The sequence below is a fragment of the Comamonas serinivorans genome, from assembly GCF_002158865.1.
In the GTDB taxonomy this organism is placed as follows: Bacteria; Pseudomonadota; Gammaproteobacteria; order Burkholderiales; family Burkholderiaceae_C; genus Comamonas_E; species Comamonas_E serinivorans.
In genome coordinates, this window is sequence record NZ_CP021455.1 from 70,655 (window position 1) to 93,476 (window position 22,822).

The 22,822-nt window shown below is 68.3% G+C and carries 17 protein-coding genes; 8 read left to right on the plus strand and 9 right to left on the minus strand.

What is annotated here, in order from left to right; all coding sequences use genetic code 11:
* Window positions 1-6: 6 nt before the first annotated feature.
* From sucD to CCO03_RS00315, 5 genes are all read left to right on the plus strand, one after another.
* Window positions 7-900, plus strand: coding sequence for a succinate--CoA ligase subunit alpha (gene sucD, locus CCO03_RS00295; RefSeq protein ID WP_087275708.1), 894 nt, complete (start codon window positions 7-9; stop codon window positions 898-900).
* Between the two features lie 209 nt (window positions 901-1,109).
* A complete protein-coding gene (locus tag CCO03_RS00300; RefSeq protein WP_335583025.1) occupies window positions 1,110-1,865 on the plus strand; it encodes a Stp1/IreP family PP2C-type Ser/Thr phosphatase in 756 nt (251 codons plus the stop codon).
* 132 nt (window positions 1,866-1,997) lie between these two features.
* Window positions 1,998-2,588 carry an FHA domain-containing protein gene (locus CCO03_RS00305; RefSeq protein WP_335583026.1) on the plus strand — a complete coding sequence of 197 codons (591 nt, stop codon included), beginning with the start codon at window positions 1,998-2,000 and terminating at the stop codon, window positions 2,586-2,588.
* Between the two features lie 116 nt (window positions 2,589-2,704).
* Window positions 2,705-4,906 carry a CHASE2 domain-containing protein gene (locus CCO03_RS00310; RefSeq protein WP_087275711.1) on the plus strand — a complete coding sequence of 734 codons (2,202 nt, stop codon included), beginning with the start codon at window positions 2,705-2,707 and terminating at the stop codon, window positions 4,904-4,906.
* Window positions 4,907-4,929: 23 nt separating this feature from the next.
* Complete coding sequence (locus tag CCO03_RS00315; RefSeq protein ID WP_236903955.1) at window positions 4,930-5,709, plus strand: MBL fold metallo-hydrolase; 780 nt, start codon at window positions 4,930-4,932, stop codon at window positions 5,707-5,709.
* A gap of 309 nt (window positions 5,710-6,018) precedes the next feature.
* On the opposite strand, the gene CCO03_RS00320 is transcribed toward CCO03_RS00315, so the two are convergent.
* The 7 genes from CCO03_RS00320 to CCO03_RS00350 all read right to left on the minus strand — a co-directional run bounded on the left by CCO03_RS00320 (window position 6,019) and on the right by CCO03_RS00350 (window position 14,596).
* Window positions 6,019-7,677, minus strand: a complete 1,659-nt coding sequence (locus CCO03_RS00320) for an AMP-binding protein (RefSeq protein ID WP_087275718.1) — start codon at window positions 7,675-7,677, stop codon at window positions 6,019-6,021.
* Between the two features lie 373 nt (window positions 7,678-8,050).
* Window positions 8,051-8,764: an ABC transporter ATP-binding protein gene (locus CCO03_RS00325; RefSeq protein ID WP_087275723.1), complete on the minus strand. Its 714-nt coding sequence runs from the start codon at window positions 8,762-8,764 to the stop codon at window positions 8,051-8,053.
* Window positions 8,765-8,852: 88 nt separating this feature from the next.
* Complete coding sequence (locus CCO03_RS00330) at window positions 8,853-9,623, minus strand: ABC transporter ATP-binding protein (RefSeq protein ID WP_236903957.1); 771 nt, start codon at window positions 9,621-9,623, stop codon at window positions 8,853-8,855.
* A 23-nt stretch (window positions 9,624-9,646) separates the two neighbouring features.
* Window positions 9,647-10,528 (minus strand): branched-chain amino acid ABC transporter permease, encoded by an 882-nt coding sequence (locus tag CCO03_RS00335; RefSeq protein WP_087275728.1) that lies wholly within the window; start codon window positions 10,526-10,528, stop codon window positions 9,647-9,649.
* A gap of 7 nt (window positions 10,529-10,535) precedes the next feature.
* Entirely contained in the window at window positions 10,536-11,402 is an 867-nt protein-coding gene (locus tag CCO03_RS00340) for a branched-chain amino acid ABC transporter permease (RefSeq protein ID WP_087275731.1), read from the minus strand.
* A 125-nt stretch (window positions 11,403-11,527) separates the two neighbouring features.
* Entirely contained in the window at window positions 11,528-12,658 is a 1,131-nt protein-coding gene (locus tag CCO03_RS00345) for an ABC transporter substrate-binding protein (RefSeq protein WP_087283835.1), read from the minus strand.
* 315 nt (window positions 12,659-12,973) lie between these two features.
* Complete coding sequence (locus CCO03_RS00350; RefSeq protein ID WP_087275736.1) at window positions 12,974-14,596, minus strand: YifB family Mg chelatase-like AAA ATPase; 1,623 nt, start codon at window positions 14,594-14,596, stop codon at window positions 12,974-12,976.
* Between the two features lie 380 nt (window positions 14,597-14,976).
* On the opposite strand from CCO03_RS00350, the gene CCO03_RS00355 reads away from it, so the two are divergent.
* Both CCO03_RS00355 and amt read left to right on the plus strand, forming a co-directional pair.
* Window positions 14,977-15,315 (plus strand): P-II family nitrogen regulator, encoded by a 339-nt coding sequence (locus CCO03_RS00355; RefSeq protein ID WP_087275739.1) that lies wholly within the window; start codon window positions 14,977-14,979, stop codon window positions 15,313-15,315.
* A 75-nt stretch (window positions 15,316-15,390) separates the two neighbouring features.
* Window positions 15,391-17,061, plus strand: coding sequence for an ammonium transporter (gene amt / locus CCO03_RS00360; protein ID WP_205690339.1), 1,671 nt, complete (start codon window positions 15,391-15,393; stop codon window positions 17,059-17,061).
* Window positions 17,062-17,191: 130 nt separating this feature from the next.
* On the opposite strand, the gene CCO03_RS00365 is transcribed toward amt, so the two are convergent.
* Window positions 17,192-17,962: an SDR family NAD(P)-dependent oxidoreductase gene (locus CCO03_RS00365; RefSeq protein ID WP_087275741.1), complete on the minus strand. Its 771-nt coding sequence runs from the start codon at window positions 17,960-17,962 to the stop codon at window positions 17,192-17,194.
* Window positions 17,963-18,377: 415 nt separating this feature from the next.
* Between CCO03_RS00365 and CCO03_RS00370 the strand changes: the two genes are divergently transcribed.
* On the plus strand, window positions 18,378-19,676 hold the full coding sequence (locus tag CCO03_RS00370) for an alpha/beta hydrolase family protein (RefSeq protein ID WP_157667417.1): 1,299 nt from the start codon (window positions 18,378-18,380) through the stop codon (window positions 19,674-19,676).
* 265 nt (window positions 19,677-19,941) lie between these two features.
* On the opposite strand, the gene CCO03_RS00375 is transcribed toward CCO03_RS00370, so the two are convergent.
* Window positions 19,942-22,638: a bifunctional acetate--CoA ligase family protein/GNAT family N-acetyltransferase gene (locus tag CCO03_RS00375; protein WP_087283840.1), complete on the minus strand. Its 2,697-nt coding sequence runs from the start codon at window positions 22,636-22,638 to the stop codon at window positions 19,942-19,944.
* Window positions 22,639-22,822: the final 184 nt, after the last annotated feature.

Consider the following 22,822-nt stretch of genomic DNA (forward strand, 5'->3'; position numbering starts at 1 on the left):
ACTCACATGTCCATTTACATCAACAAAGACACCAAGGTCATCACCCAGGGCATCACGGGCAAGACCGGTCAGTTCCACACGGAAAAGTGCCAGGAATACGCGAACGGCAAGAACGCATTCGTGGCCGGCGTGAACCCCAAGAAGGCGGGCGAGTCGATCTTCAACATCCCGATCTACGCCTCCGTCAAGGAAGCCGCCACGCAAACCGGCGCCACCGTGTCGGTGATCTACGTGCCGCCGGCGGGCGCTGCTGCGGCCATCTGGGAAGCCGTGGAAGCGGACCTGGACCTGGCCATCTGCATCACCGAGGGCATCCCCGTCCGCGACATGCTGGAAGTGCGCAACAAGATGAAGGCCAAGGAAGCCGCTGGCGGCAAGCGCACGCTGCTGCTGGGCCCCAACTGCCCCGGCCTGATCACGCCCGATGAAATCAAGATCGGCATCATGCCCGGCCACATCCACAAGAAGGGCCGCGTGGGCGTGGTGTCGCGTTCCGGCACGCTGACCTACGAAGCCGTGGCCCAGCTGACCGAGCTGGGCATCGGCCAGTCGTCGGCCGTGGGCATCGGCGGTGACCCCATCAATGGCCTGAAGCACATCGACGTGATGCGGGCCTTCAACGACGATCCCGACACCGACGCCGTGATCATGATCGGCGAAATCGGCGGCCCCGATGAAGCCGAAGCCGCCCGCTGGTGCAAGGCCAACATGAAGAAGCCCGTGGTCGGCTTCATCGCTGGCGTGACCGCCCCTCCCGGCAAGCGCATGGGCCACGCCGGCGCGCTGATTTCCGGCGGTGCCGACACGGCCGATGCCAAGCTCGCCATCATGGAAGAGTGCGGCTTCACCGTCACGCGCAACCCGTCCGAAATGGGCAAGCTGCTCAAAGCCATGCTTTGATCGACGGCCGACAGCGTGAGGCAATTCACGCTGTCACCCAAATGCATTACAGCCGGCCTCTCGCTGCGAGACGCCGGCTGTATCATTTCCTGCGTTTGAAGACCGCAGGCCGAATCCCTGGTCAGGACCGCTGCCAACGTTTTCCGCCACCACCTTGTTGAATGCGCAGCTCAGGCGTCGCGACGAGGCCCGATGCCAGGGGAGATGCCATGGGAATGACCTACGCCTTTGCCGGCTTGAGCGATGTGGGTCGCTTGCGCCAGAACAACGAAGACAGCGTGCTGTGGGACAGCGCGCTGGGCTTGGCCATCCTGGCCGACGGCATGGGCGGCTACAACGCAGGCGAGGTGGCGAGCCGGATGGCCGTGGAGCACGTGCGCGACGGCCTGCACCGCTGGCAGACACAGACGCCCCGCCCCTATGGCCTGCGGCAGCTCAAACGGGCGCTCGCGACCTGCACCGACGAGGCCAACCGGGCCATTTTCGACGCCGCCCACACCAACCCCAGCTACGCCGGCATGGGCACCACGCTGGTCTGCCTGTCGCTGGCCGAAGAGGGCCGCGTCATCGTCGCCCATGCCGGGGACTCGCGCGCCTACCGGCTGCGCGACGGCGCACTCACCCAGCTCACCCGGGATCACTCGCTGCTGCAAGAGCAGGTGGATGCCGGCCTGCTGACCCCCGAGCAGGTGCACGTCTTCGGCTACCGCAACTTCATCACCCGGGCCCTGGGCGTGGAAGACACCGTGGTACTCGACATCCACGACTTCGACGTGAACCCCGGCGACCTGTACCTGCTGTGCTCGGACGGCTTGACCGACATGGTGGACGACGCCGACATTCAGGCCGTGCTGGCCAGCAGCGGCGACCTGCCCGGCAAAGCCCGAACGCTGGTGGAATGGGCCAATCGGAATGGGGGCCGTGACAATGTAACGGTCTTGCTGACTGAGGTGCAGACGCCATGAGCCAGGGCACCGCGTCACTGCCACAATCCCTTCACTTACACGTTGATACGACAAAAGTGGAGGGGGAAAGTTTGTGCCATTTAACTGAAATCGGACCGAGCAAGGGGGGTGTCTGTGCCCAAAATCGTTGTTTTGATTGATGGCGTCACCATCAAAGAGATGCAGCTGACCAAGGACCGCACCACCGTCGGGCGGCGGCCTTACAACGACGTCGTCATCGACAACCTCGCCGTCAGCGGGGAGCATGCGGTGTTCCGACTCGCCTCCGGCATCGTGTCGGTGGAAGACCTGGGCAGCACCAACGGGGTGTATGTCAACGGCCAGGCCGTGACCAGCAGCGTGCTGCGAGACAGCGACGTCGTCGAGATCGGCCGCTACCAGGTTCGCCTCATCGACGACGCCAACCCCGCCGGTGACAAACCCTTCACGCGCTACCCGGCGTCGGAGTCCGGGGTCGAGCAGCAAAACGCCTTGCTGCGGGTGCTCACCGGGGCTTCGGCCGGCCGCGAAATGCCACTAACCAAGGTGGTGTCGACCTTCGGCAAGCCGGGTGTGGTGGTGGGTTCCATCACCCGCAGCCGACGCGGCTGGGAGCTGACCCACGTCGAAGGCAAGCCACGCTGCACCGTGAATGGCGTGCCCCTGGAGCCGGACGGCGTGCTGCTCAAGCAGGGCGACACCATCGGTCTGGCCGGCATCAAACTCGAATTTGTGCTCACCTGATGCACAAGGGGCCGCGCCCCCGAAAGCCAGCCGCCACGCTGGCTTTTGTTTGGGCGCTGCACCCTGGTCCTTCACCTCACCTTGTCCTCACCTTGACCGTCTGAACAGGCCTCACCGTGACACGCCGCAACCGCGATCGCCTGCGCATGGTGCTGTGCCTGCTGCCGCTGGCCTTGTTGCTGGCCCATGTCCAGGGATGGCTGCACCTGCCGGCCGTGGATCGCCTGGATGAACGCCTGTATGACATGCGCATGCTGGGCACCATGCCGCACACCCTGGACGAGCGCGTGGTCATCGTGGACGTGGACGAAGCCAGCCTCAGCCGCATCGGGCACTGGCCCTGGAGCCGCAACCGCGTTGCCCAGCTCATCGACGAACTCCTGAACAAGCAACAGGTGCGCGCCATCGGCATCGACATGGTGTTCGCCGAAGCCGACCACAGCTCCGGCCTGGCGCAGCTGCGGCGCCTGCTGAAAAGCGAGCCCTCCGATCGCGACCTCGCCCAATGGCTGGCGGCCATCACCCCCGAGCTGGATTTCGACGGCCAGCTGGCCAATGCCATCCAGCAGCGTCCCGTGGTGCTGGGTTACTACTTCAGCAGCGATGGCGAACCGCGCATCGGCCAATTGCCGGCCCCGGTGTTCAGCCAGTCTGTGTTGCCCACAGCCCCGACGCCGCGCTGGTCTGGCTATGGCGCCAACATCGTGCCCCTGGCCGAAGCCGCGACCGCAGCGGGCTTCTTCAACGCCATCACCGATCCCGACGGCCTGGTGCGCACGGTGCCGCTGCTCGCCCGCTACGAGGGCGGCGTCTACGAATCGCTGGCCCTGGCCACCTACCGCCTGGCCGTCGGCCCCAGCCAGCTGCTGCTCGAACACGCCCCGTCGGGCGCGCTGTCGGCGCTGCGCGTCACCGACCCGCAAGGCCGGGTCTTGAGCCGCCTGCGCACCTCCAACCTGGCCGACGCCTACATCCCGTTCCGCGGCCCAGGCGGGCCCCAGGGCGGCTCGTTCCGTTACGTCTCGGCCGCCAGCCTGCTGCTGGGCGAACTGCCGCCCGGCGAGCTTGCCGGGCGCATCGTGCTCATCGGTTCCACCGCGCCCGGCCTGCAGGACGTGCGCGCCACGCCGGTGGCGGGCACCTACCCCGGTGTCGAAGTCCATGCCAACCTGATTTCGGCCATGCTGGACAGCCGGCTGCCCCAGCAGCCTGACTATGTGCGCGGCTACGAAGTCAGCCTGCTGCTGCTGGTGAGCGGCCTGCTCATCCTGCTGCCGCGCGTGCTGCAGATCAGCAGCTCGGTGGCGCTGCACCTGGGGTTGCCGCTGGCGCTGTTCGTGCTGGATGGCTGGGCCTTCCATGCCCAGGGGCTGATCCTGCCGCTGGCCTCCGCCTTGACGTTGATCGTCTGCCTGACGGTCATCAACCTGCTGTTCGGCTACCTGATGGAAAGCCGCGACCGCCGCCAGCTCATGCGCGTGTTCGGCACCTACGTGCCGCCCGAGCTGGTGCAGGAAATGGTCAAGCGCCCGGACGCCTACAGCATGCAGGCCAGCTCGCGCGAGCTGACCGTGATGTTCTGCGACCTGCAGGACTTCACACGCCTGTCGGAACACCTCGACCCCACCGAAGTCCAGGTCCTGCTCAACAACCTGTTCACCCACCTGACCGAGGTCATCTACGCCCACGGCGGCACCGTCGACAAATACATGGGCGACTGCGTGATGGCCTTCTGGGGCGCACCCATGACCTGCGAAGACCATGCCGACCGCGCCACCCATGCGGCCATGGCCATTCAGGAACGCATCAAGACGCTGAACGCGGCCCGCCGCATCGAGGGCCGCGACCCGCTGCGCATCTGCATCGGCATCAACACCGGCATCATGGCTGTGGGCGACATGGGCTCGAACTGGCGTCGCAGCTACACGGTGATCGGCGACTCAGTCAACCTGGCGTCGCGCCTGGAAGCGCTCACCCGGGTCTACGGGTTCAACATCGTCGTCGGCGAGCGCACCTCGGTGCTGTCGTTCGAGTTCCTGTGGCAGCACATCGACAGGGTGCAGGTCAAGGGCCGCGCCCAGCTGGAAGACATCTACGCCCCGGTCAGCCTCATGACCCGGGCCAGTGCCGAGCTGGTGGCCGAGATCGACGCCTGGAACGAAGCCCTGGCCGCCCACCTGGATGGCGATGACGTCCCCATGCGGACATTTTTACTGGCTGCGCACACCGATTCCGGTCAAAAATTGCTGTACGACACCTTTGCGGCTCGGCTGTCGCTGCCCCGTTCCACTTCAGCCCCTGCGGGCCTCCCATCGTGAACGACACACCTCTTCCCATTCGCGTGCTGGGTTGCTCCGGCGGCATCGTGGCAGGTCAGCACACCACGTCCTTCCTCGTGGACGACGACATCCTGATCGATGCGGGCACCGGGGTGGCGTCGTTGACGCTCGATGACATGCAGCGCATCGACCACGTCTTCCTCTCGCACGCGCACCTCGACCACATCCTGTGCCTGCCCCTGCTGCTCGATGCGGCCGGTGCCCTGCGCCATGCCCCGGTGCAGGTCCATGCGCTGCCCGAAACCCTGGCAGCCCTGCACCGGCATGTGTTCAACAACCAGATCTGGCCCGATTTCAGCGCCCTGCCCCGTGGCCGGCCCTACATGAACCTGGTGCCGCTGAAAACCGGCGAGGTACTGGACATCGGCAACAAACGCGTCGAGGCCCTGCCGGCCCGCCACAGCGTGCCCGCCGTGGGCTATGCGGTCAGCCGCAGCATGCCGGCGCAGCCGGCCCCGTGCTGGGTGTTCAGTGGCGACACGGGGCCCAACCGGGCGTTCTGGGAGCGCGTCAACGCGCTGGACGTGGGCATGCTGGTCATCGAAACCGCCTTCAGCGACGACGAGGCCGAACTGGCCGCCGCCAGCGGCCACATGTCCCCGGCCGTGCTGGCGGAGTCGCTGACCCACATCGCGGCCGACAAGACCTTTCCCATCTACATCAGCCACACCAAACCGGCCGAGGTGAGCAAGATCATGGGCCAGCTCAAGGCCGCCAACCGCAACCTGTCGCGGCCACTCGACGTGCGCTGGCTGGCGACCGGTCAGCTGCTTCACCTGTGAATTTTGAAGCAGTATCTGGGTGTTTCCGTTGTTTTAAAAACGACAACGAGCGGATACTGCCATCCATCTTGCATGACGATGGCATGCGCCTCGGCCAGCCTTCCGCACCCTGCGCACTGAACCCGGCATGCTGGCGTGAGGAGCCTGCAGGTCAGGGCTTGCCCCTCCCCGGCCGTGGGCGTTCGTGCTGGTACAGACCTGAACGAAGCGGGCGCCGCCCCAGCGCCATGCAGCCAAGGTCCGGCCGCGTCGGCCCCGGTCGCGAGGGATGCCACCAAGCCCGCCCGCCGCAGGCCAAGGGCAGCCGGATCAGCCTCCGGCGGCCAGCCGCTCGGCCGCCATCTGGCGCAAGGCCGCGCGCTGCACCTTGGTGCCGTTCGCGCCCTGGGTCACGGGGAATTCGCTCACCACCCAGATGCGGACCGGCAGCTTGAAGGCGGCGAGCCGCGGCCGCAGCTGGTCGCGCAGCGCGACGGCTTCGGGCGCAGCGCCGGCAGCCGGAATCACGAACGCCGCGCAGGCGGGCTTGCCGTCCAGCCGCACCTCCACCACCTGGGCCGAGGCCACGTCGGGCAGGGCCATGAGCTGGCTTTCGATCTCGACCGGGCTGACCAGGAAGCCGCCCAGGCGCATGGCGTCGCCCAGGCGGGCCAGGTACACAAAGCTGCCATCCCCGCGCAGGTAGGCCAGGTCGCCGGTGCGGAAGAAGCCGTCGTCGGTGAAGGCGGCGGCCGTGGCGTCGGGGTCGTTCAGGTAGCCGACGAAGTTGCTGTCGGCCCGGATCTCCAGCTCACCCGCCTCGCCATCGGGCAGCAGCTGGCCGGTGTCCCTGTCCCGCACCCGCAGCTGGATGGCGGTGTCGCCAGCCGGCCGGCCGCCGCCCTTGACCACCTGATCGATGGCCTGGTCCTCGTCCTGCATCGAGAACAGCGCCTGCACCTCGCTGGAGCCATACAGGCCGATGACGGGCAAGCCCTGTTCGCGCGCCGGGATGCCGAAGTCCTCGGCGCTGGACACGAACGAGGCAAAGCCGAACCGGCGCAGCGAGGGCAAGGGCGACGACGATGACGACGCCGGCTGTGTGCCCTCGCCGGGCTGCAGCAGCGCCTCCTGCAGGCGGTGGCCCATGTCGTCGCTGCCGTAGAGGTGGGTGATCTGGTGCCGCTCGATCAGCGCCAGCGCCTCGCGCACCTCGAACACCGCCGTCACCACCAGCTCGGCGCGCGCGTACAAGGCTGCGAACGCGGCGTTGAACCCGAACACGCCGCAGAACGGGATCACCGCCAGCAGGCGGGCGCCCGGCTGGTCGAACGCGTAGGCGCGGGCCACGCGGGCCGTGTGCCGCAGCAGGGTGCGCTGGGTGTGCGTGACCAGCTTGGGCCCCTTGGTCGTGCCTGAGGTGGTGAACAGCATCATGGGCGCATCGGCATCGCTCAGGTCCTCGGCCAGCGGCGCCAGCGATTCGAACGCGCAACGCAGCTGCCGCCGCCCGCCCGGGCCGGTGGCCGGCACCTCGGCCGGGGCGCGCAGCAGGGCCAGGGTGCGCAGGGCCGGCAAGCCGGCCAGGTCGACGCCGGCCAGCACCTGCGCAAAGTCGATGTGGTGGAAGCTGGGCTCGTAAATCAGCATGCACGCGCCCGACTTCTCGAGGATGTAATGCAGTTCGCTGCTGCGGTAGCGCGTGTTCACGGTGACCAGGCAGGCGCCGCGCCGCGCCAGCGCCACCAGCAGCACCAGCCATTCCCAGCGGTTGGCCAGCCACACCGCCACGCGGTCGCCCGGGCCCACGCCCTGCTCGGCCAGCCAGCGCGTGGCGCGCAGCGTCTGCTGCTCGAATTCGGCCCAGTTCATCTCGCGCCCCTGCTCGATCAGCGCCAGCGCATCGGGGTGCTGCTGCGCATGGGCCGCGGTCAGGGCGGCGAACGTGGGCCAGGCCGGCTGGATGTGGGCGGTGGATGGGTGGGTCATGGGAACATCCTGACGAGAAGGGGAAAGCAAGGAACTACGCTCAACGGGGTATGGCCTGCTTGCCGTTTGACATGGAAAGGCAGTGAACGCATACATCATCCAATCGCCATGATGCATGCCGTGTCACGGCCGCGCCTGGCACTGCGCCTGGCTGACACCGAAGCGGCGCTGGCGCCGACGGTGCGCGGCGGACCCGCTGCAGGCCGTGCACCGCCCGCCGCCTTGGGTGGCGCCCGACCACGGCGGCGTGCCGCGACACCCGACCGCCGCACCCCACCGCAGCGACGCGGTGCCATGGCATCAGACCGAAACGGCAGCGACCCGCGTCGCGATCCGGCGCGACCGGCCGGGCGCCGCCCGCGGGTCGCAGGCCTCAGTACAGGGCCATGAGCTTGGCGTTGTCCTGCAACTCGGCCGGCACGGTTTCGTGGATCAGCGCGCCCGACTTCATGACGATGACGCGGTCGGCGATCTTGAGCGCCTCTTTCACGTTCTGCTCGACCAGCAGGATGGACACGCCCGTCTTGAGCTGCATCTCGCGGATGGGCGCCATCAGGTCCTGGAACAGCTTGGGCGCCAGGCCGATGGAGGGCTCGTCCATGAGCAGCACCCGGGGCTGGTTGAGCAGCGCGCGCCCGATGGACACCATCTGCTGCTGACCGCCCGACAGCGAACCCGCGCGCTGCTGCAGGAAGTTGCGCATCGCCGGCAGCGTCTCCAACACCCAGGCCAGCCGCTGCGCGCGCTGCGCCTGCGGCACCTGCGCGGCCCACATGCCCATCTCCAGCGTCTCGCTGACCGAAAGGTTGGGGAACACCCCGCGCCCCTCGGGCACCAGCGACACGCCCGCCGCCGTCAGGCTGCGCGGATCGGCGCTGGCCACGGGCTTGCCGTGCAGGCGGATCTCGCCCGAGGTCGGGCTCATGAGCCCGAACAGCGTCTTGAGCAGCGTGGACTTGCCCGCCCCGTTGTGGCCGATGAGGCACAGCACCTCGCCGGCCCGCAGGTTCATGCTCACGCCGTCCAGCACCGGACGGCCGCCATAGCCCACCACCAGGTTGTGGGCTTCCAGCACCAGGTTGTTCATGCGGTGTCCCCTTGGCTGAAGGCATTGGGGTATGAGGCCACTGCCGTTTCACATGAGACGGCCATGACCCCATACTGCATCATCTGTGTCATGCCGTCTGCTCCCCGAAGTAGATCGCCGCCAGCTTGGGGTCGCTCAGGATGGTCTTGGGATCACCCTCGGCCAGCAGCTTGCCCTGGTCCAGGAAGGCGATGCGGTCGGAGATGCCGACCACGATGTCGAGGTTGTGCTCGATGATGCAGACCGTGATGCCGCTCGCCACGCTGTCGCGCAGCAGGCCCAGAAAGCGCTCGTACGAGCCGCGGTCCAGACCCGACGCGGGCTCGTCCAGCAGCCAGATGCGCGCGTCCGAGGCCAGCACGCGCGCCATGCTGAGGAATTTGCGCTCGGCGTACGACAGGTCGATCGCGCGCTCCTTGGCGCGCGCCGTCAGGCCCACGCGCGCCAGGATCTGCGCCGTGCGCGCCCGTCGCTCGGCCTTGGCCGCCTTGCCGCCGCCTTGCCAGAGCCAGGCCGCGGGCTCCATCACCGTGGTCACGTTGTCTTCCACGCTCATGTGGTCGAACAGGCGCAGGTCCTGGAAGGTGCGCGCAATGCCCAGCCGCGCAATCTGCCAGGGCGAACGGCCCAGCACGGACTGGCCCTGCCAGCGCACCTCGCCGCTTTCGGGCTTGAGGTGGCCGGTGATCTGGTTGAACAGCGTGGTCTTGCCGGCGCCATTGGGGCCGACCAACGTGGTGACGATGCCCGCGCGCAGCTGCAACGAGACGTCGTTGGTCACCCTCAGGCCGCCAAAGGACTTGTTGAGGTGCGCGATGTCGAGCAGCACCTCGCCCGGTGTGCGGGCCTCGGTGGGCATGGTGGATTGGGTTTGCGGTGCGTTCATTTCACCCCCCCGTGTTTGCCGCCCATGATGCCGCCCGGGCGGAAGATCATCAGCAGCACCATGGCCGCGCCATAGATGATCTGCTGGATGGAGCCGACCTCGGTCTGCGGCAGCCCGGGGATGTAGCTGGTCAGGCTGGGGATGAGCATGAGCAGCACCGCGCCCACCAGCGGCCCCCAGATGGTGCCGGTGCCGCCGATGATGACCATGGCCATCACCAGCACCGAGGTGTCCAGCGTGAAGCTCTCCACGTTGACGAAGCTCATGTAGAACGCATAGACCACGCCGGCCGTGGCCGCCAGTGCCGACGAGAACACGACCGAGAGCGTCTTGATCATGGCCACGTTCTTGCCGTAGGCCAGCGCGGCCGATTCGCTGTCGCGGATCGCCTGCAGGTTGCGCCCGAAGCTCGAATGCAGCAGCGTGTTGATGGCCAGCAGGATCAGCACCAGCATGACCACCGACCAGATCAGGAAGGCCGTGGGCGACTCGAAGCTCAGGCCCGGCAGCGAGGCTGGCGGAAAGCCCATCACGCCACCGATGCCGCCGGTCACGCTCTTCCACTCCGAAAACACGGTCACGCCGATGACCTGCAGCCCCAGCGAGGCGGCGACGAAGTATTCGCCGCGCACGCGCAGGGCCGGCAGCGCCAGCGCCAGCCCCACCAGGGCCGAGATGAGCATCGCGGCCGGCAGGATCACCAGCAGCGAGCCCGTGAAATGCAGCGCCACATAGGCCGCCACGTATGAGCCGATGCCGAAGAAGATGGCGTGGGCCAGCGAGAAGATGCCCGCATAGCCCATGATGAAGTTCAGCGTCACCGCCAGCGTGGCGTTGACACAGATGAGGACCAAGAGGTTGATGATGTAACTGGTCATGGCGGCCTCAATTCGTCACAGGGCGGCCGAAGAAGCCGGACGGGCGGAACAGGATGAAGGCGAACAGCACGACGAAGGTCACGGCCTCGCTCCACTGCGGGTCCAGCACCCACAGGGCCAGGCTTTCGGCCACGCCCAGCAGCACGCCGGCACAGGCGGCGCCGCGCAGGCTGCCCACGCCGCCGACGATGGTGGCCGCCAGGCTGATGAGCATGACGTGGTGGCCGATGGCCGGGTTCAGCCCGCCCGTCAGGCCGGTGATGATGGCCGCAGGCACGACGATGAACGAGCCCAGCGCGAACACCAGGGTGGACAGGCGACGCGGGCTCAGGCCGTAGACCTTCACCAGCGCCGGGTTGTCGGCCAGCGCACGCAGCGCGGTGCCGGTGTGCGTGCGCGTGAGGAACAGCTGCAGCGCGCCGAAGAACACCAGGCCGCAGACGATGGCGATGCCGGCGATCGGCGACAGGATCAGGCCGTTCCACTCCACGCCCTTGGACAGCGGCGAATCGATGGACACGAAGGCGCGGCCGAACACCATGCCGATGACGTTCTGCACCACGATGCCGACGCCGAAGGCGGCCACGAACACGGTGAAGAACGAGCCTTCATGGCGCTGGATGGGCGCGTAGACCAGGCGGTCGAGCAGCACGCCGAAGACCACGGCCGCCAGCGCGCACACCAGCGAAGCCGGCACCCAGTGCCAGCCCAGCACGGCGTACATCTCGTAGAACACATAGGCCGCGATCGTCAGCGTGGCGCCATGGGCAAAGTGAAAGATCTTGGTGGAGCCAAAGATCAGCGAAAAGCCCACAGCCGTGAGCGCATAGAGCGCCCCCAGCTGCAGGCCATTGACCAGCAACTGCAAAAACATCGGATCGCTCCTCGCGTCAAGTCTGCGTCAAGCGCCGCGAATGACGCATGGTGTATGCGCATGTCGCCAATGAATGGTCATCGGTGACCGCCTCATACTCCACACCTCATTCACAGCCGCCCGATTCAGTTGGCCTTCACCACCTGCACCTGCTTGCCGCTGGGGCTGCCGTCCACGGTCTTGATCTGCATGGGCGCCATGACGGTGCCGTTGGGCAGGAAGGTCACCTTGCCGCCGACGAAGTCGAAGGTGTTGATCTTCTTGCGCGCCTCGAGCAGGTTGGTGCCGGTGAGGGGCTTGCCCTCTTTCTGCAGCGCAATGGCCAGGTCACCGTAGAGCTTGGTGGCGTTGTAGTAGCTCGCCACGTAGTTGGTGGGCGCCTTGCCGTGCTTTTTCTTGAAGTCGTCCACGAAGCGCTTGGTCAGCGGGTCGGTGGCCGCCAGGTCGATCAGCAGCTCCGAATACAGCGTGCCCTTGGCTTCGGGCAGGGTCTGGATCTCGGGCACCGAGAACGCCGAGTAGCTGACCAGCTGCTCCTTCACGCCGTTGTCGCGCAGCTGCTTGGCGATCTGGAACTGCTGCGCGCCATACGACGCGATGTAGACGGCATCGGCCTTGAGCTCGCGCACCTTGGCCGCGATGCCGCCGAACTGCTGCGAGGTCGGCGGCACCGAGAGCTTGCCCACCAGCGAGCCGCCGGCCTTGGGCAGCTCGCCCTCCAGCTCCTTGACGATGGCCTGGCCGAAGGGGTCGTCCACGTAGATCAGCGCCACCTTCTTGAGGTTCTGCTGCACCAGGTAGGGCACCATGGCGCGCACCTCGTAGTTGACAAGCGGAATCGCGTTCCAGAAGTACTCGCCCAGCTCCGCCAGGTCAGGGCCCACGCCGCCGGCGTTGACCACCACGGTCTTGGTGCGCTGGCCCACGGTCGACACGGCCTTGGACACGCCGGTGAAGCCGGTCAGCACATAGGGCACCTTGTCCACACTGACCAGCTTGTTCATGCCGATCACGCCACGCTGCGGCAGGGCCTGGCTGTCTTCGTAGATGACGCTCATCTTGCCTTTGAGCTTGCCATCCGCGTTGATGTGCTCGGCCGCCAAGTTGGCCCCGCTGGAGAAGAGATCGCCATAGGTCGCGTTCGGGCCGCTCATGGGGAACACCGCCCCCAGCTTCACGTCTTGCGCGAATGCGCCCACCTGCAACGCACACAGCGCCAGCGCGCCGACCATGGCCTTGACCTTGAATGCAACCATCTTGTCTCCTGTGCCGGCATGCTGCGCGCCGGCGATGTTCCACACAACCTGCCCAGGTTGGGCCAACCGGCCCGCCCGCCAAGCAGGCGGCCATGGTCCAGAGGCCCCCAGGGCCTGTCAAGGAGGCGCATGTCCCCTGTTTTGCAGGGGAAAACCCGCGGGCCCACGCGTCCAGGCCAAACCGGCCCGACTGCCGGAGACCCGTCATGGGCGCCAATGACTTCGCCTTGCTGGCCAAGCCCCACGGCGCCTGAATCGCGCACCCTCATGCGGCCGAAGCTGCTTCATTCATGCGCAGTATGGGTCTACTTCCGATCAATCGTGAACGACAAGCCGCCGATACTGCATGGCCTCGGCCAGATGCGGCGGCTCGATGAGCCGGCTGTGTGCCAGATCGGCCACGGTGCGGGCCACGCGCAGGGCGCGGTGCGTGGCGCGGGCGCTCCAGCCCAGGCGGATGGCGGCTTTTTCCAGCAACTGGGCGGCGGCAGGGGTCAGCTGGGCGTGGGTCTGGAGGTCCTGGGCCTGCAGCGCCTGGTTGGGCACGCCCTGGCGCGCCAGGGCCACCTCGCGCGCCGCGGTGCAGCGCGCCCGCACGGCCGTGGTGGACTCGCCCGGGGCCGCATCCAGCAGCACCTGGGGCGCCAGCGCGGGCACCTCCACCTGCAGGTCGATGCGGTCGAGCAGCGGGCCGCTGAGCCGGGCCTGGTAGCGCCGCACCTGATCGGGGGTGCACCGGCAGGCCTGCACGGTGGAGCCGCGGTAGCCGCAGGGACAGGGGTTCATGGCCGCGATGAGTTGGAAACGCGCCGGAAACACGGCGCGCTGGGCCGCGCGGGCGATGGCGATGTGGCCGGTTTCCAGGGGCTCGCGCAGGGCTTCGAGGGCAGACCGCGGAAACTCCGGCAACTCGTCCAGGAACAGCACGCCCTGGTGCGCCAGCGAGATTTCGCCCGGCCGTGGCGGCGAACCCCCGCCCACCAGGGCGACGGCACTGGCCGAGTGATGGGGGCTGAGCGTGGGGCGCACGCACCACCCCTCCAGCGTGAAACGGCCGGCCAGGCTGGCGACGGCCGCCGATTCAAGGGCTTCGTCCACGCTCATGTCGGGCAGCAGGCCGGCAAAGCGATGCGCCAGCATGGACTTGCCCGAACCCGGTGGACCGCTGAGCAGCAGCGAATGCTGGCCCGCGGCCGCGATTTCGAGCGCACGGCGAGCGCCGGCCTGGCCTTTGACGTCGGCCAGGTCCGGCTGGCTGGCGCGGCGCACGGCCGGGGCCTGGTGCGCGATGCGGCGCAGGCCTTGCGCCTCGCGGGTGGCCTGTGCGTCGCCGCGATCCGCCCCGCCCGCAGACCACGCGGGGCCGGGCGTCGCAGCGTCGTCCACGGGATCGGCGGCGCCCACGCCGGCCGGGGCCAGGCTGGCCACCACATCGAGCAGGTGCTCGGCGCCCCACACGGCCAGGCCCGGCACCAGCGCCGCCTCGTGGGCCGACGCCAGCGGCAGCACCAGCGCGAGGCCGGCGCCACCGGCCTGTTCCTGCCGACGCAGGCGCAAGGCCATGGCGAGCGCCCCACGCACGGGCCGCAAGGCGCCCGTCAGCGACAGCTCGCCGGCGAAGGCATGGTCGGCCAGCCGCACCGGGTCGATGGCCCCCGATGCCGCCAGGATGCCGAGCGCGATCGGCAGGTCGAACCGGCCCGAATCCTTGGGCAGGTCGGCGGGGGCCAGGTTGACCGTGATGCGCTTGTTGTGCGGAAACGCCAGGCCGCTGTTCTGCAGGGCGCTGCGCACGCGCTCGCGCGCCTCCTTCACCTCCACGTCGGCCAGGCCCACCAGCGTGAAACTCGGCAAGCCATTGGCCAGGTGCACTTCAACGGTGACTTCAGGCGCCTCCAGCCCCAGCTGGGCATGGCTGCGAACGATGGCCAGGCTCATGGTGTGTTCCCCCTGCGGCACATCTTCGCATGAGGTCGCCGGGCCGAACACGCTTCCGCAGGCAAGCACCAACACAGTGCAAATCGGCCGCCGTTCGGCTCCGAATACAGCAACGCACCATGACGGTGCACGCTAACCATGCACCAGCGTTGCGCAAGGCGCGGCCCGCGCGGCTGCACCATGGCGGGGCCAAGGCCGCGCAACCGCCCCGCCATTGGTAAGCAGTGGTATCAGCCTTTGTCCTTACGCCTTTCAGGCTACTTTCGTGAATACTGATGCCGGAGCGGCCCCTGGCGGCGCCGGCTGAATGCGGGTGGCACGATCCGTGCTTGAGGCCTGGGTGAGCCGCGCCAGCCTGCGGCACATCAAGGAGCCGCTGCATGAAATTCATCTCTGCCGTCATCAAACCCTTCAAGCTCGACGAGGTTCGCGAAGCCTTGTCGCAGCTCGGGGTCAATGGCATCACCGTCACCGAAGTCAAGGGCTTCGGCCGTCAGAAAGGCCACACCGAGCTGTACCGCGGGGCCGAGTACGTGGTCGATTTCCTGCCCAAGATCAAGATCGAAGTCGCCCTGGACGACGAGCTGCTCGACCGCGCCGTCGAAGCCATCGAGTCGGCCGCCCGCACCGGGAAGATCGGCGACGGCAAGATTTTCGTTTTCGAGCTTGAACAGGTCACGCGCATCCGCACCGGTGAAACCGGCGCCAGTGCCATCTGACGCCTGCCACCCCCAGTTTCCCCATTGACTGTCAGACGGAGCAACCGAATGCGACGATACCTCTCACTGTTTGCAATGCTGCTGGCATTGCTGGTGCCCCTTTCTGCCCTCTCGGGCAAGGCCATGGCGGCCGACTTCCCCGAAGCCAGCGTGCTGTTCGAAACCGGCAAGACCGAGCTGTCGGCCGAAGCGAACACGGCCGTCCAGGCCGTGGCCGAGCACCTCAAGGCCGTTGAAGGCGCCGCCGTCCAGCTGTCGGGCTTCACCGACACCTCGGGTGACCCGGCCGCCAATGCCGAGCTGGCCAAGAACCGCGCCATCGCCGTGCGCGACGCGCTGGTGGCAGCCGGTGTGGCCGAAGCCCGCATCGTGCTGCAAAAGCCCGATGCCGTGGCCCAGGCCGGCAACCCCGACGAAGCGCGCGCCGTGCGCATGAGCCTGGCGGCAGCCCCAGCCGCCGCCGAGGCGCCGGCCGCCGAAGCGGCTGCCGCACCGGCCGAGGCCGCGGCGGATGCGCCCAAGCTCGATTCCGGCGACACCGCCTGGATGCTGACCTCGACCATGCTGGTGATCCTGATGGTCATCCCCGGCCTGGCGCTGTTCTACGGTGGCCTGGGCCGCAGCAAGAACATGCTGTCGGTGCTGCTGCAGGTCTTCATGATCTTCTCGGCCATCACGCTGTTGTGGGTCATCTATGGCTACTCGCTGGCCTTCTCGGGCGAAGGCAAGTTCTTCGGTGACTTCAGCAAGGTGTTCCTGAAGGGCATCGCCCCCGACACCCTGTCGCACATGCTGGCCACCATCCCTGAATACGTGTTCGTGTCCTTCCAGTCGACCTTCGCCGCCATCACGGTTGCGCTGATCGTGGGGGCCTTTGCCGAGCGCATGCGCTTCTCGGCCGTGATGATCTTCTCGGTGCTGTGGTTCACCTTCAGCTACGTGCCCATGGCCCACATGGTGTGGGGCGGCGGCATCCTGGCGGCCGACGGCGCGCTGGACTTCGCAGGCGGCACCGTGGTGCACATCAACGCCGGCATGGCCGCCCTGGTGGGCGCCTACATGGTGGGCAAGCGCATCGGCTTCGGCCGCGAAGCGATGGCGCCGCACAGCCTGACGCTGACCATGGTCGGTGCCTCGCTGCTGTGGGTGGGCTGGTTCGGCTTCAACGCCGGCTCGGCCGGTGCGGCCAACGGCGGTGCAGGCCTGGCCTTCGTGAACACCATCGTGGCCACGGGCGCCGCCGCCATCTCCTGGGTCGCGGGTGAATCGCTGCTCAAGGGCAAGGCTTCGATGCTGGGCGCCGTGTCGGGTGCCGTGGGTGGCCTGGTGGTCATCACGCCGGCAGCCGGTTTCGTGGGCCCCATGGGCGCCATCGTGATGGGCCTGATCGGCGGCGTGGCCTGCCTGTGGGGTGTGAACGGCCTCAAGCGCATGCTGAAGGTGGACGACGCCTTCGACGTGTTCGGTGTCCACGGCGTGGGCGGCATCGTCGGTGCCGTGCTGACCGGCGTGTTCGCCTCGCAAGCCCTGGGTGGCACGGGTGGCCTGACGCCCGACACCTTCAACATGGGCAAGCAGGTGTGGATCCAGATCGTGAGCGTGGTGGTCACCATGGTCTGGTCGGGCATCGTGGCCTACATCGCCTTCAAGATCGCGGACGTGGCCGTCGGCCTGCGCGTCTCGGAAGAAGCCGAACGCGAAGGTCTGGACATCTCCTCGCACGGCGAAACGGCGTACGCCCGTTGATGGGCATCAGGCCTCAGGGCCTGATCCCAACGCAAAGCGCCCGGCATGCCGGGCGCTTTTTTCATGTGCAGTATGGGTTGATTATCGTTGTTTTGAAAACGGCAATCAGCCCATACTGCGTTTCAGAGGGTCAGACCGAAATGTGCACGCCGCCATCGATGGCGATGTACTGGCCCGTGATGTAGCCGGCGTCGTCCGACAGCAGGAAGCAGATCATGGGCGTGACCTCGTCGGGCTGGGCCCAGCGGCCCAGCGGAATGCCGGCCAGCATGCCGTCGCGGAACTTGTCGCCGCGGATGGTTTCGGTCATGGGCGTTTCGATGACACCGAAGCACACGGTGTTGCAGCGGATGCCGTAGCGCGCGAATTCGCGCGCCGTGGCCATGGTCATGCCCAGCTGGCCGCTCTTGGCGGCCGAGTAGTTGATCTGGCCGATCGAGCCCTTGAGGCCGGCCACCGACGAGTGGTTGACGATGGCGCCCGGGGTTTTGTCACCGGCCTTGAAGCGCTCGATCATGTGGATGCCCACGGCCTTGGTCCACAGGAAGGCACCTGTCAGGTGGACGTTGAGCACCTGGTTCCACTGGTCGAGCGACATTTTCTCGATCATGGCCGTGCGCGTGATGCCGGCGTTGTTGCACAGGCCGTGCACGGCGCCGAAATGGCTGACGGCCTTTTCGACCGACTCGGCCACGAAATCGGGGTCGGCCACGTCGCCGGCCAGCGACAGCACGCGGTCGCCGTAAGGGGACATGGTTTCGCGCAGCTTGTCGCCGTTGAGGTCGACGGCCACCGCGCGGCCGCCCAATGAAATGATCTTGCCGACCAGCGCGGCGCCGATGCCTTGTGCCGAACCCGTGACGATCACGGTCTTGTTCTCCAGAGAACCCAATCCTTGCATGTGCGTGTCCTGATGATGGTGAGGGTGGATGTCGTTCGACGGGGCCCGAACCGCAGGCCCTGCCGACGCGCCGGCATTGATACCGCCATTCGGGCTCGGCGGGGTGCCTGTGCGGGACAGTGCGGCGCCAGCCGCCTGGCCGAGGACAGCCGGTTGCGGCCCAGGCCAGCGAGCCGGCGTAGTCCTGGATCACGTGGTCTTCAGCGGGGCGATGACCACGCGCTTGGGCGCAAGCGCGGGCGCCGGAATGCGGCTTTTTGCACACCACCGCGCCCCGAGGCATGGCCCCATGGCCCCGAGTCCGCTCGGCCGGGCATGGCGGCCACTACAGTCGCCGCCTCACCCTGCACAGGCCTCTGGCAACGCTTGCTCCGGCCTGTGCCGACGTTCACCGTGCAGACCCCGAGGCCCCCGCATGTCCGACCGCCACCCCATCCCTTCCACACGCCCGCGTGGCCTGAGCCGCCTGTCGGGCTGGTTCGCCCTGGTGGCCGTGTCCGCCGCGTTGACAGCCTGTGGCGGCGGGGGCGATGACGACGCGCCCGCGCCCGCACCCACCCCGGCGCCTTCCCCCGGCCCCAGCCCAGCGCCCACCCCGAGCCCGGCACCGGCGCCCACACCGGCGCCGGCCCCCACGCCCGCCCCGGGTGAGCGCGGCGGCCTGCAGTCGGTCACCCTGGTCAACACGATCTCGGCCGCCCAGGTGCTGGCCGGCCTGCGCGACCCGGACAGCAAACTGGGGCCGGACACCGCGCTGGTGCCGCGCCATGCCGTGAGCAACTACCGCATCACCTACACCACGACCGACAAGAACGGCGTGCGGGTCACGGCCTCGGGCCTCATCAGCGTGCCGGACAAGGCCGCGGGCGCGCCCAGCCCGGTGCTGAGCTACCAGCACGCCACCACCTTCCGCAACGCCGAAGCGCCCAGCCTCAAGGTCGAGGCCGTGGAGGCGCCCATCGTGCTCTCGTCCCTGGGCTACATCGTGGTCTCGGCCGACTACGTCGGCTTCGGCAGCACGCAGGGCCTGGACCACCCCTACCTCACGTCCGCCCCCACCGCCAACGCCGTGGTCGACCTGCTCACCGCCGCGCAGACCTGGCGCCTGCAGCAGGGCGTGGCGGACAACGGCCAGCTGTTCCTGGCCGGCTACTCCGAAGGCGGCTACGCCACCCTGGCCGCGCAGCGCGCCCTGCAGCAAGCGGGCGGCACCCTGAACCAGCAGCTGGTCGCGGCCGTGCCCGGCGCCGGTCCGTACGACGTCAAACTCACGCTGGACGAGCTGCTGCAAGGCCTGCCGCGCGGCCTGCAGGCCTTGTTCAAGCCCTCGAACCTGCGCGACGCCCCCGAGTGGGTGCGCAGCGAGATCCGCCGCTTCCTCGTCAACCAGCTGCTGCCGGGCGACGCCGACGTGGCCTACCAGACCCTGTTCATCGACCGCTACCTGGCCGACGACACCGCCGCCCTGGCGGCCGAGCACAGCGTGGACCTGGGCTGGGCGCCGAGCGTCCCGGTCTACCTGTTCCACGGCCGGGACGACCAGACCGTGCCCTACGCCACCTCGGTCCAGGCGCTGCAGAACCTGCAGGCCGCCGGGGCACGCGATGTCAGCCTGACGGACTGCACCACCGGCGAGCGGGACCACCTGAGCTGCGTGCCGGAGTACTTCGAATTCGCCGTGACGCGCCTGGGCCGCCTGGCGCGCGACCTGTAGCCCTCCCGGCGGCCGGCCCTGGTGGCGTCGGCCCCATCTGCCCGGCCGATGACGTTGCGCGGCTGCCTGGCAAGCCGCATTGACGCCGATGCCAGGCAGTATGCAGCCATTGCCGTTTTCAATTGAACGACAAAGGGCGCATACTGGTATTGAACTCAATCAACGCCCCCTGCGCACCTGATCGCGGCCACAGGTCGCCGGTCACCAGCCGCGCCCCGGGCTGCGGCCGCCGGCACAGCGGCCCGCCACGCCAGGACGCTGCGCCTCACAGGCGCTTGGTCACCAGCCGGAAGTCCGGATCACCCGGGTAGGGCTTGACGTCGAAGCCCAGGCTGCGCATCAGCTTGAGCATGGTGTGGTTGTTGGTCAGCACCAGGCCAATGATCTCGGCCAGGCCTTTTTCGCGCGCCGCGTCGGTGATGCTGAGCATCAGGCGCGAGCCCAGGCCCCGGCCCGCGTAGTCGTCGGCCACCAGCAGCGAAAACTCGCAGCTGGTGCGGTCGGGGTTGGTGATGTAGCGCGACACGCCGATGATGCGTTCGCGCTCGAGGATGGCGCCGGTGTCGTCGGCCTGGCGCTCGCGCACCACGGCCACCAGCGCCATTTCGCGGTCGTAATCGATCAGCGTGAAGCGCGACAGCATCGAGGGCGGCAGCTCGCTCATGGCCGAGGCAAAGCGGAAGTAGCGGCTCTCCGACGACAGGCCGCGCGTCAGCTCCTGCAGCATCTGGGCATCGTCGGGGTGCACCGGCCGGATGGTGTACTCGCCGCCCCCGCGCAGCGGCAGGCGCTGCTCGAACTGCGCCGGGTACGGGAGGATGGCCAGGTGGTTGTAGGGCCGGCTCGACACCGCCGCGTTGCTCACCACGATGCGCGCGTCCACCGCCACCACGCCCTGCTCGTCGGCGATCAGCGGGTTGATGTCCATCTCGCGCAGCTGCGGCAGCTCGCACACCATCTCGGACACGCGCAGCAGCACGTGCTCGATCGCGGTCTGGTCCACCGCTTCCGAGCCGCGCCACTCACCCAGGGTACTGGACACGCGCGACCGCTCGATCAAGCGCCGGGCGAGGTACTGGTTCAACGGCGGCAGCTCCATGGCGCGATCGTCCATCAGCTCGATCATCACGCCGCCGGCGCCAAAGGCGATCACCGGCCCGAAGGGCGGCTCGCTGACCAGGCCGATGTACAGCTCGCGGCCGCGGCGCTTGCGCGCCATGGCCTGCACCGTGATGCCGTTGAGGTGGGCGTCGGGCCGGTTGCGCTGCACCGCCTGCATGATGGCCTCGTAGGCATCGCGCACCGCGGTGGCGCTGGCCAGGTTGAGCACCACGCCGCCCACGTCGCTCTTGTGCGCGATGTCGGGCGAATCGACCTTGAGCGCCACCGGGAAGCCCAGCTGCGTGGCCATCATCATGGCCTCGTTGGGGCTGCGCGTGAGCACGGTCTGCGTGACCGGGATGTGGAAGGCCGACAGCAGGGCCTTGGACTCCATCTCGGTCAGCAGCGTGCGCCGCTCCGACAGCACGCCTTCGATCAGCAGCCGAGCGCCCTCCACATCGGGCTTGGCCATCTCGGTCAGCGGCGGCGGCGTTTGCTGCAGCAGCAGCTGGTTCTGGTAGTACGACGCGATGTTGCCGAAGGCCCCCACGGCGGCCTCGGGCGTGCGAAAGCTGGGGATGCGCGCGCGCGCCAGCACCTCGCGCGATTCGCCCACCGAGGCGTCGCCCATCCAGCAGACGATGAGCGGCTTGTGCACCAGCGGCTTGCAGTCGGCCACGGCCTGGGCCATGGCCTTGGCGTCCTGGCCCGGCTTGGGCGCGCAGATGACCAGCACACCGTCGAGCTGACGGTCGGCCAGCGCCTGGGTCAGCGCCAGCTTGTAGTGCTCGGCCTGCGCGTCTTCGGACAGGTCGACCAGGCCGCTGAGGTCGGCCTTGGGCGGCAGCTGCGGCAGCAGCTCGGCCTGGGCCGACTCGCTGAGCACACCCAGCTGCAGGCCCAGCTCGCTCACCCAGTCCGCCGCCAGCACGCCGGGGCCGCCGCCGTTGCTGATCAGCCCCAGGCGCTTGCCCGTGGGCCGGTAGCGCGAGGCCAGGCATTTGGCGGCCGAAAACAGCTGCACAAAGGACTGCACACGCACCGCGCCGGCGCGGCGCAGCGCGGCGTCGAACACGTCGTCGCTGCCGACGATGGTGGCGGAGTGCGTGAGCGCCACGCGGTTGCCGGCCTCTTTGCGGCCGGCCTTGAGCACAACCACGGGCTTGGCGTGCGCGGCCGCGCGCAGGGCGCTCATGAAGCGGCGCGCGTTGGTGATGCCTTCCAGGTACAGCACGATGGAATGCGTGTCCCGGTCCGAGGCCAGGAAGTCCAGCACATCGGCCACGTCGAGCAGCGTGTGCGGCCCCAGCGACACCACGCTGGAAAAGCCCACGCCGTTGTTGCCCGACCAATCGAGGATGGAGGACGTGAGCGAGCCCGACTGCGACACCAGCGCCAGCGGGCCGGACTGCGCCATGTCGCCCACCACACAGGCGTTCAGGCCCTGCTGCGGGCGCTGGAACCCGCGCGTGTTCGGCCCCAGCAGGTACATCTCGTGCCGCAGCGCCACCTCGCGCAGCTGGGCCGCCTGGGTCGCATCCATGTCGCTGGACAGCACCAGCGCGGCCTGGCATTCGATGCGGCCGGCGATCTCCAGGGCCGACAAGGCCTCATCGAACGGCAGCGCGATGATGGCCAGGTCGGCCCGCGAGCGCGCCAGGTCGGCCAGGCTGCCCGCGGTGTGGGCGATGTCCAGGTACTGCACGTGGCCGTCGAACGGCGAGGCCTGCAACATGGCGCACAGGCGCTCGCCATCGGGCGTGGTGGCCGGCTCGCCCCCCGTCGCCGAGGCCGGGCCCGGCCCCGCGAACACCACGATGGAGCGGGGGTTGAACAACGGGGTCAGGTAGTGCTTGTCCATGGTGCGCCAGGGCCCGCGCCAGTCGATGCGCACGGCAGGTTTTCAACAGCCCCGGAGTATGGCGGCTGTGCCTGCGTTTGGATAGCGGCGCCGGCCGACACCCACCGCCAGCCCCGCCGCCCGCGCCACAGGCTGCCGATACACTGGCCCGTTGCCGCCCCTGCCGGCAGCCCGCGGGCCCGAC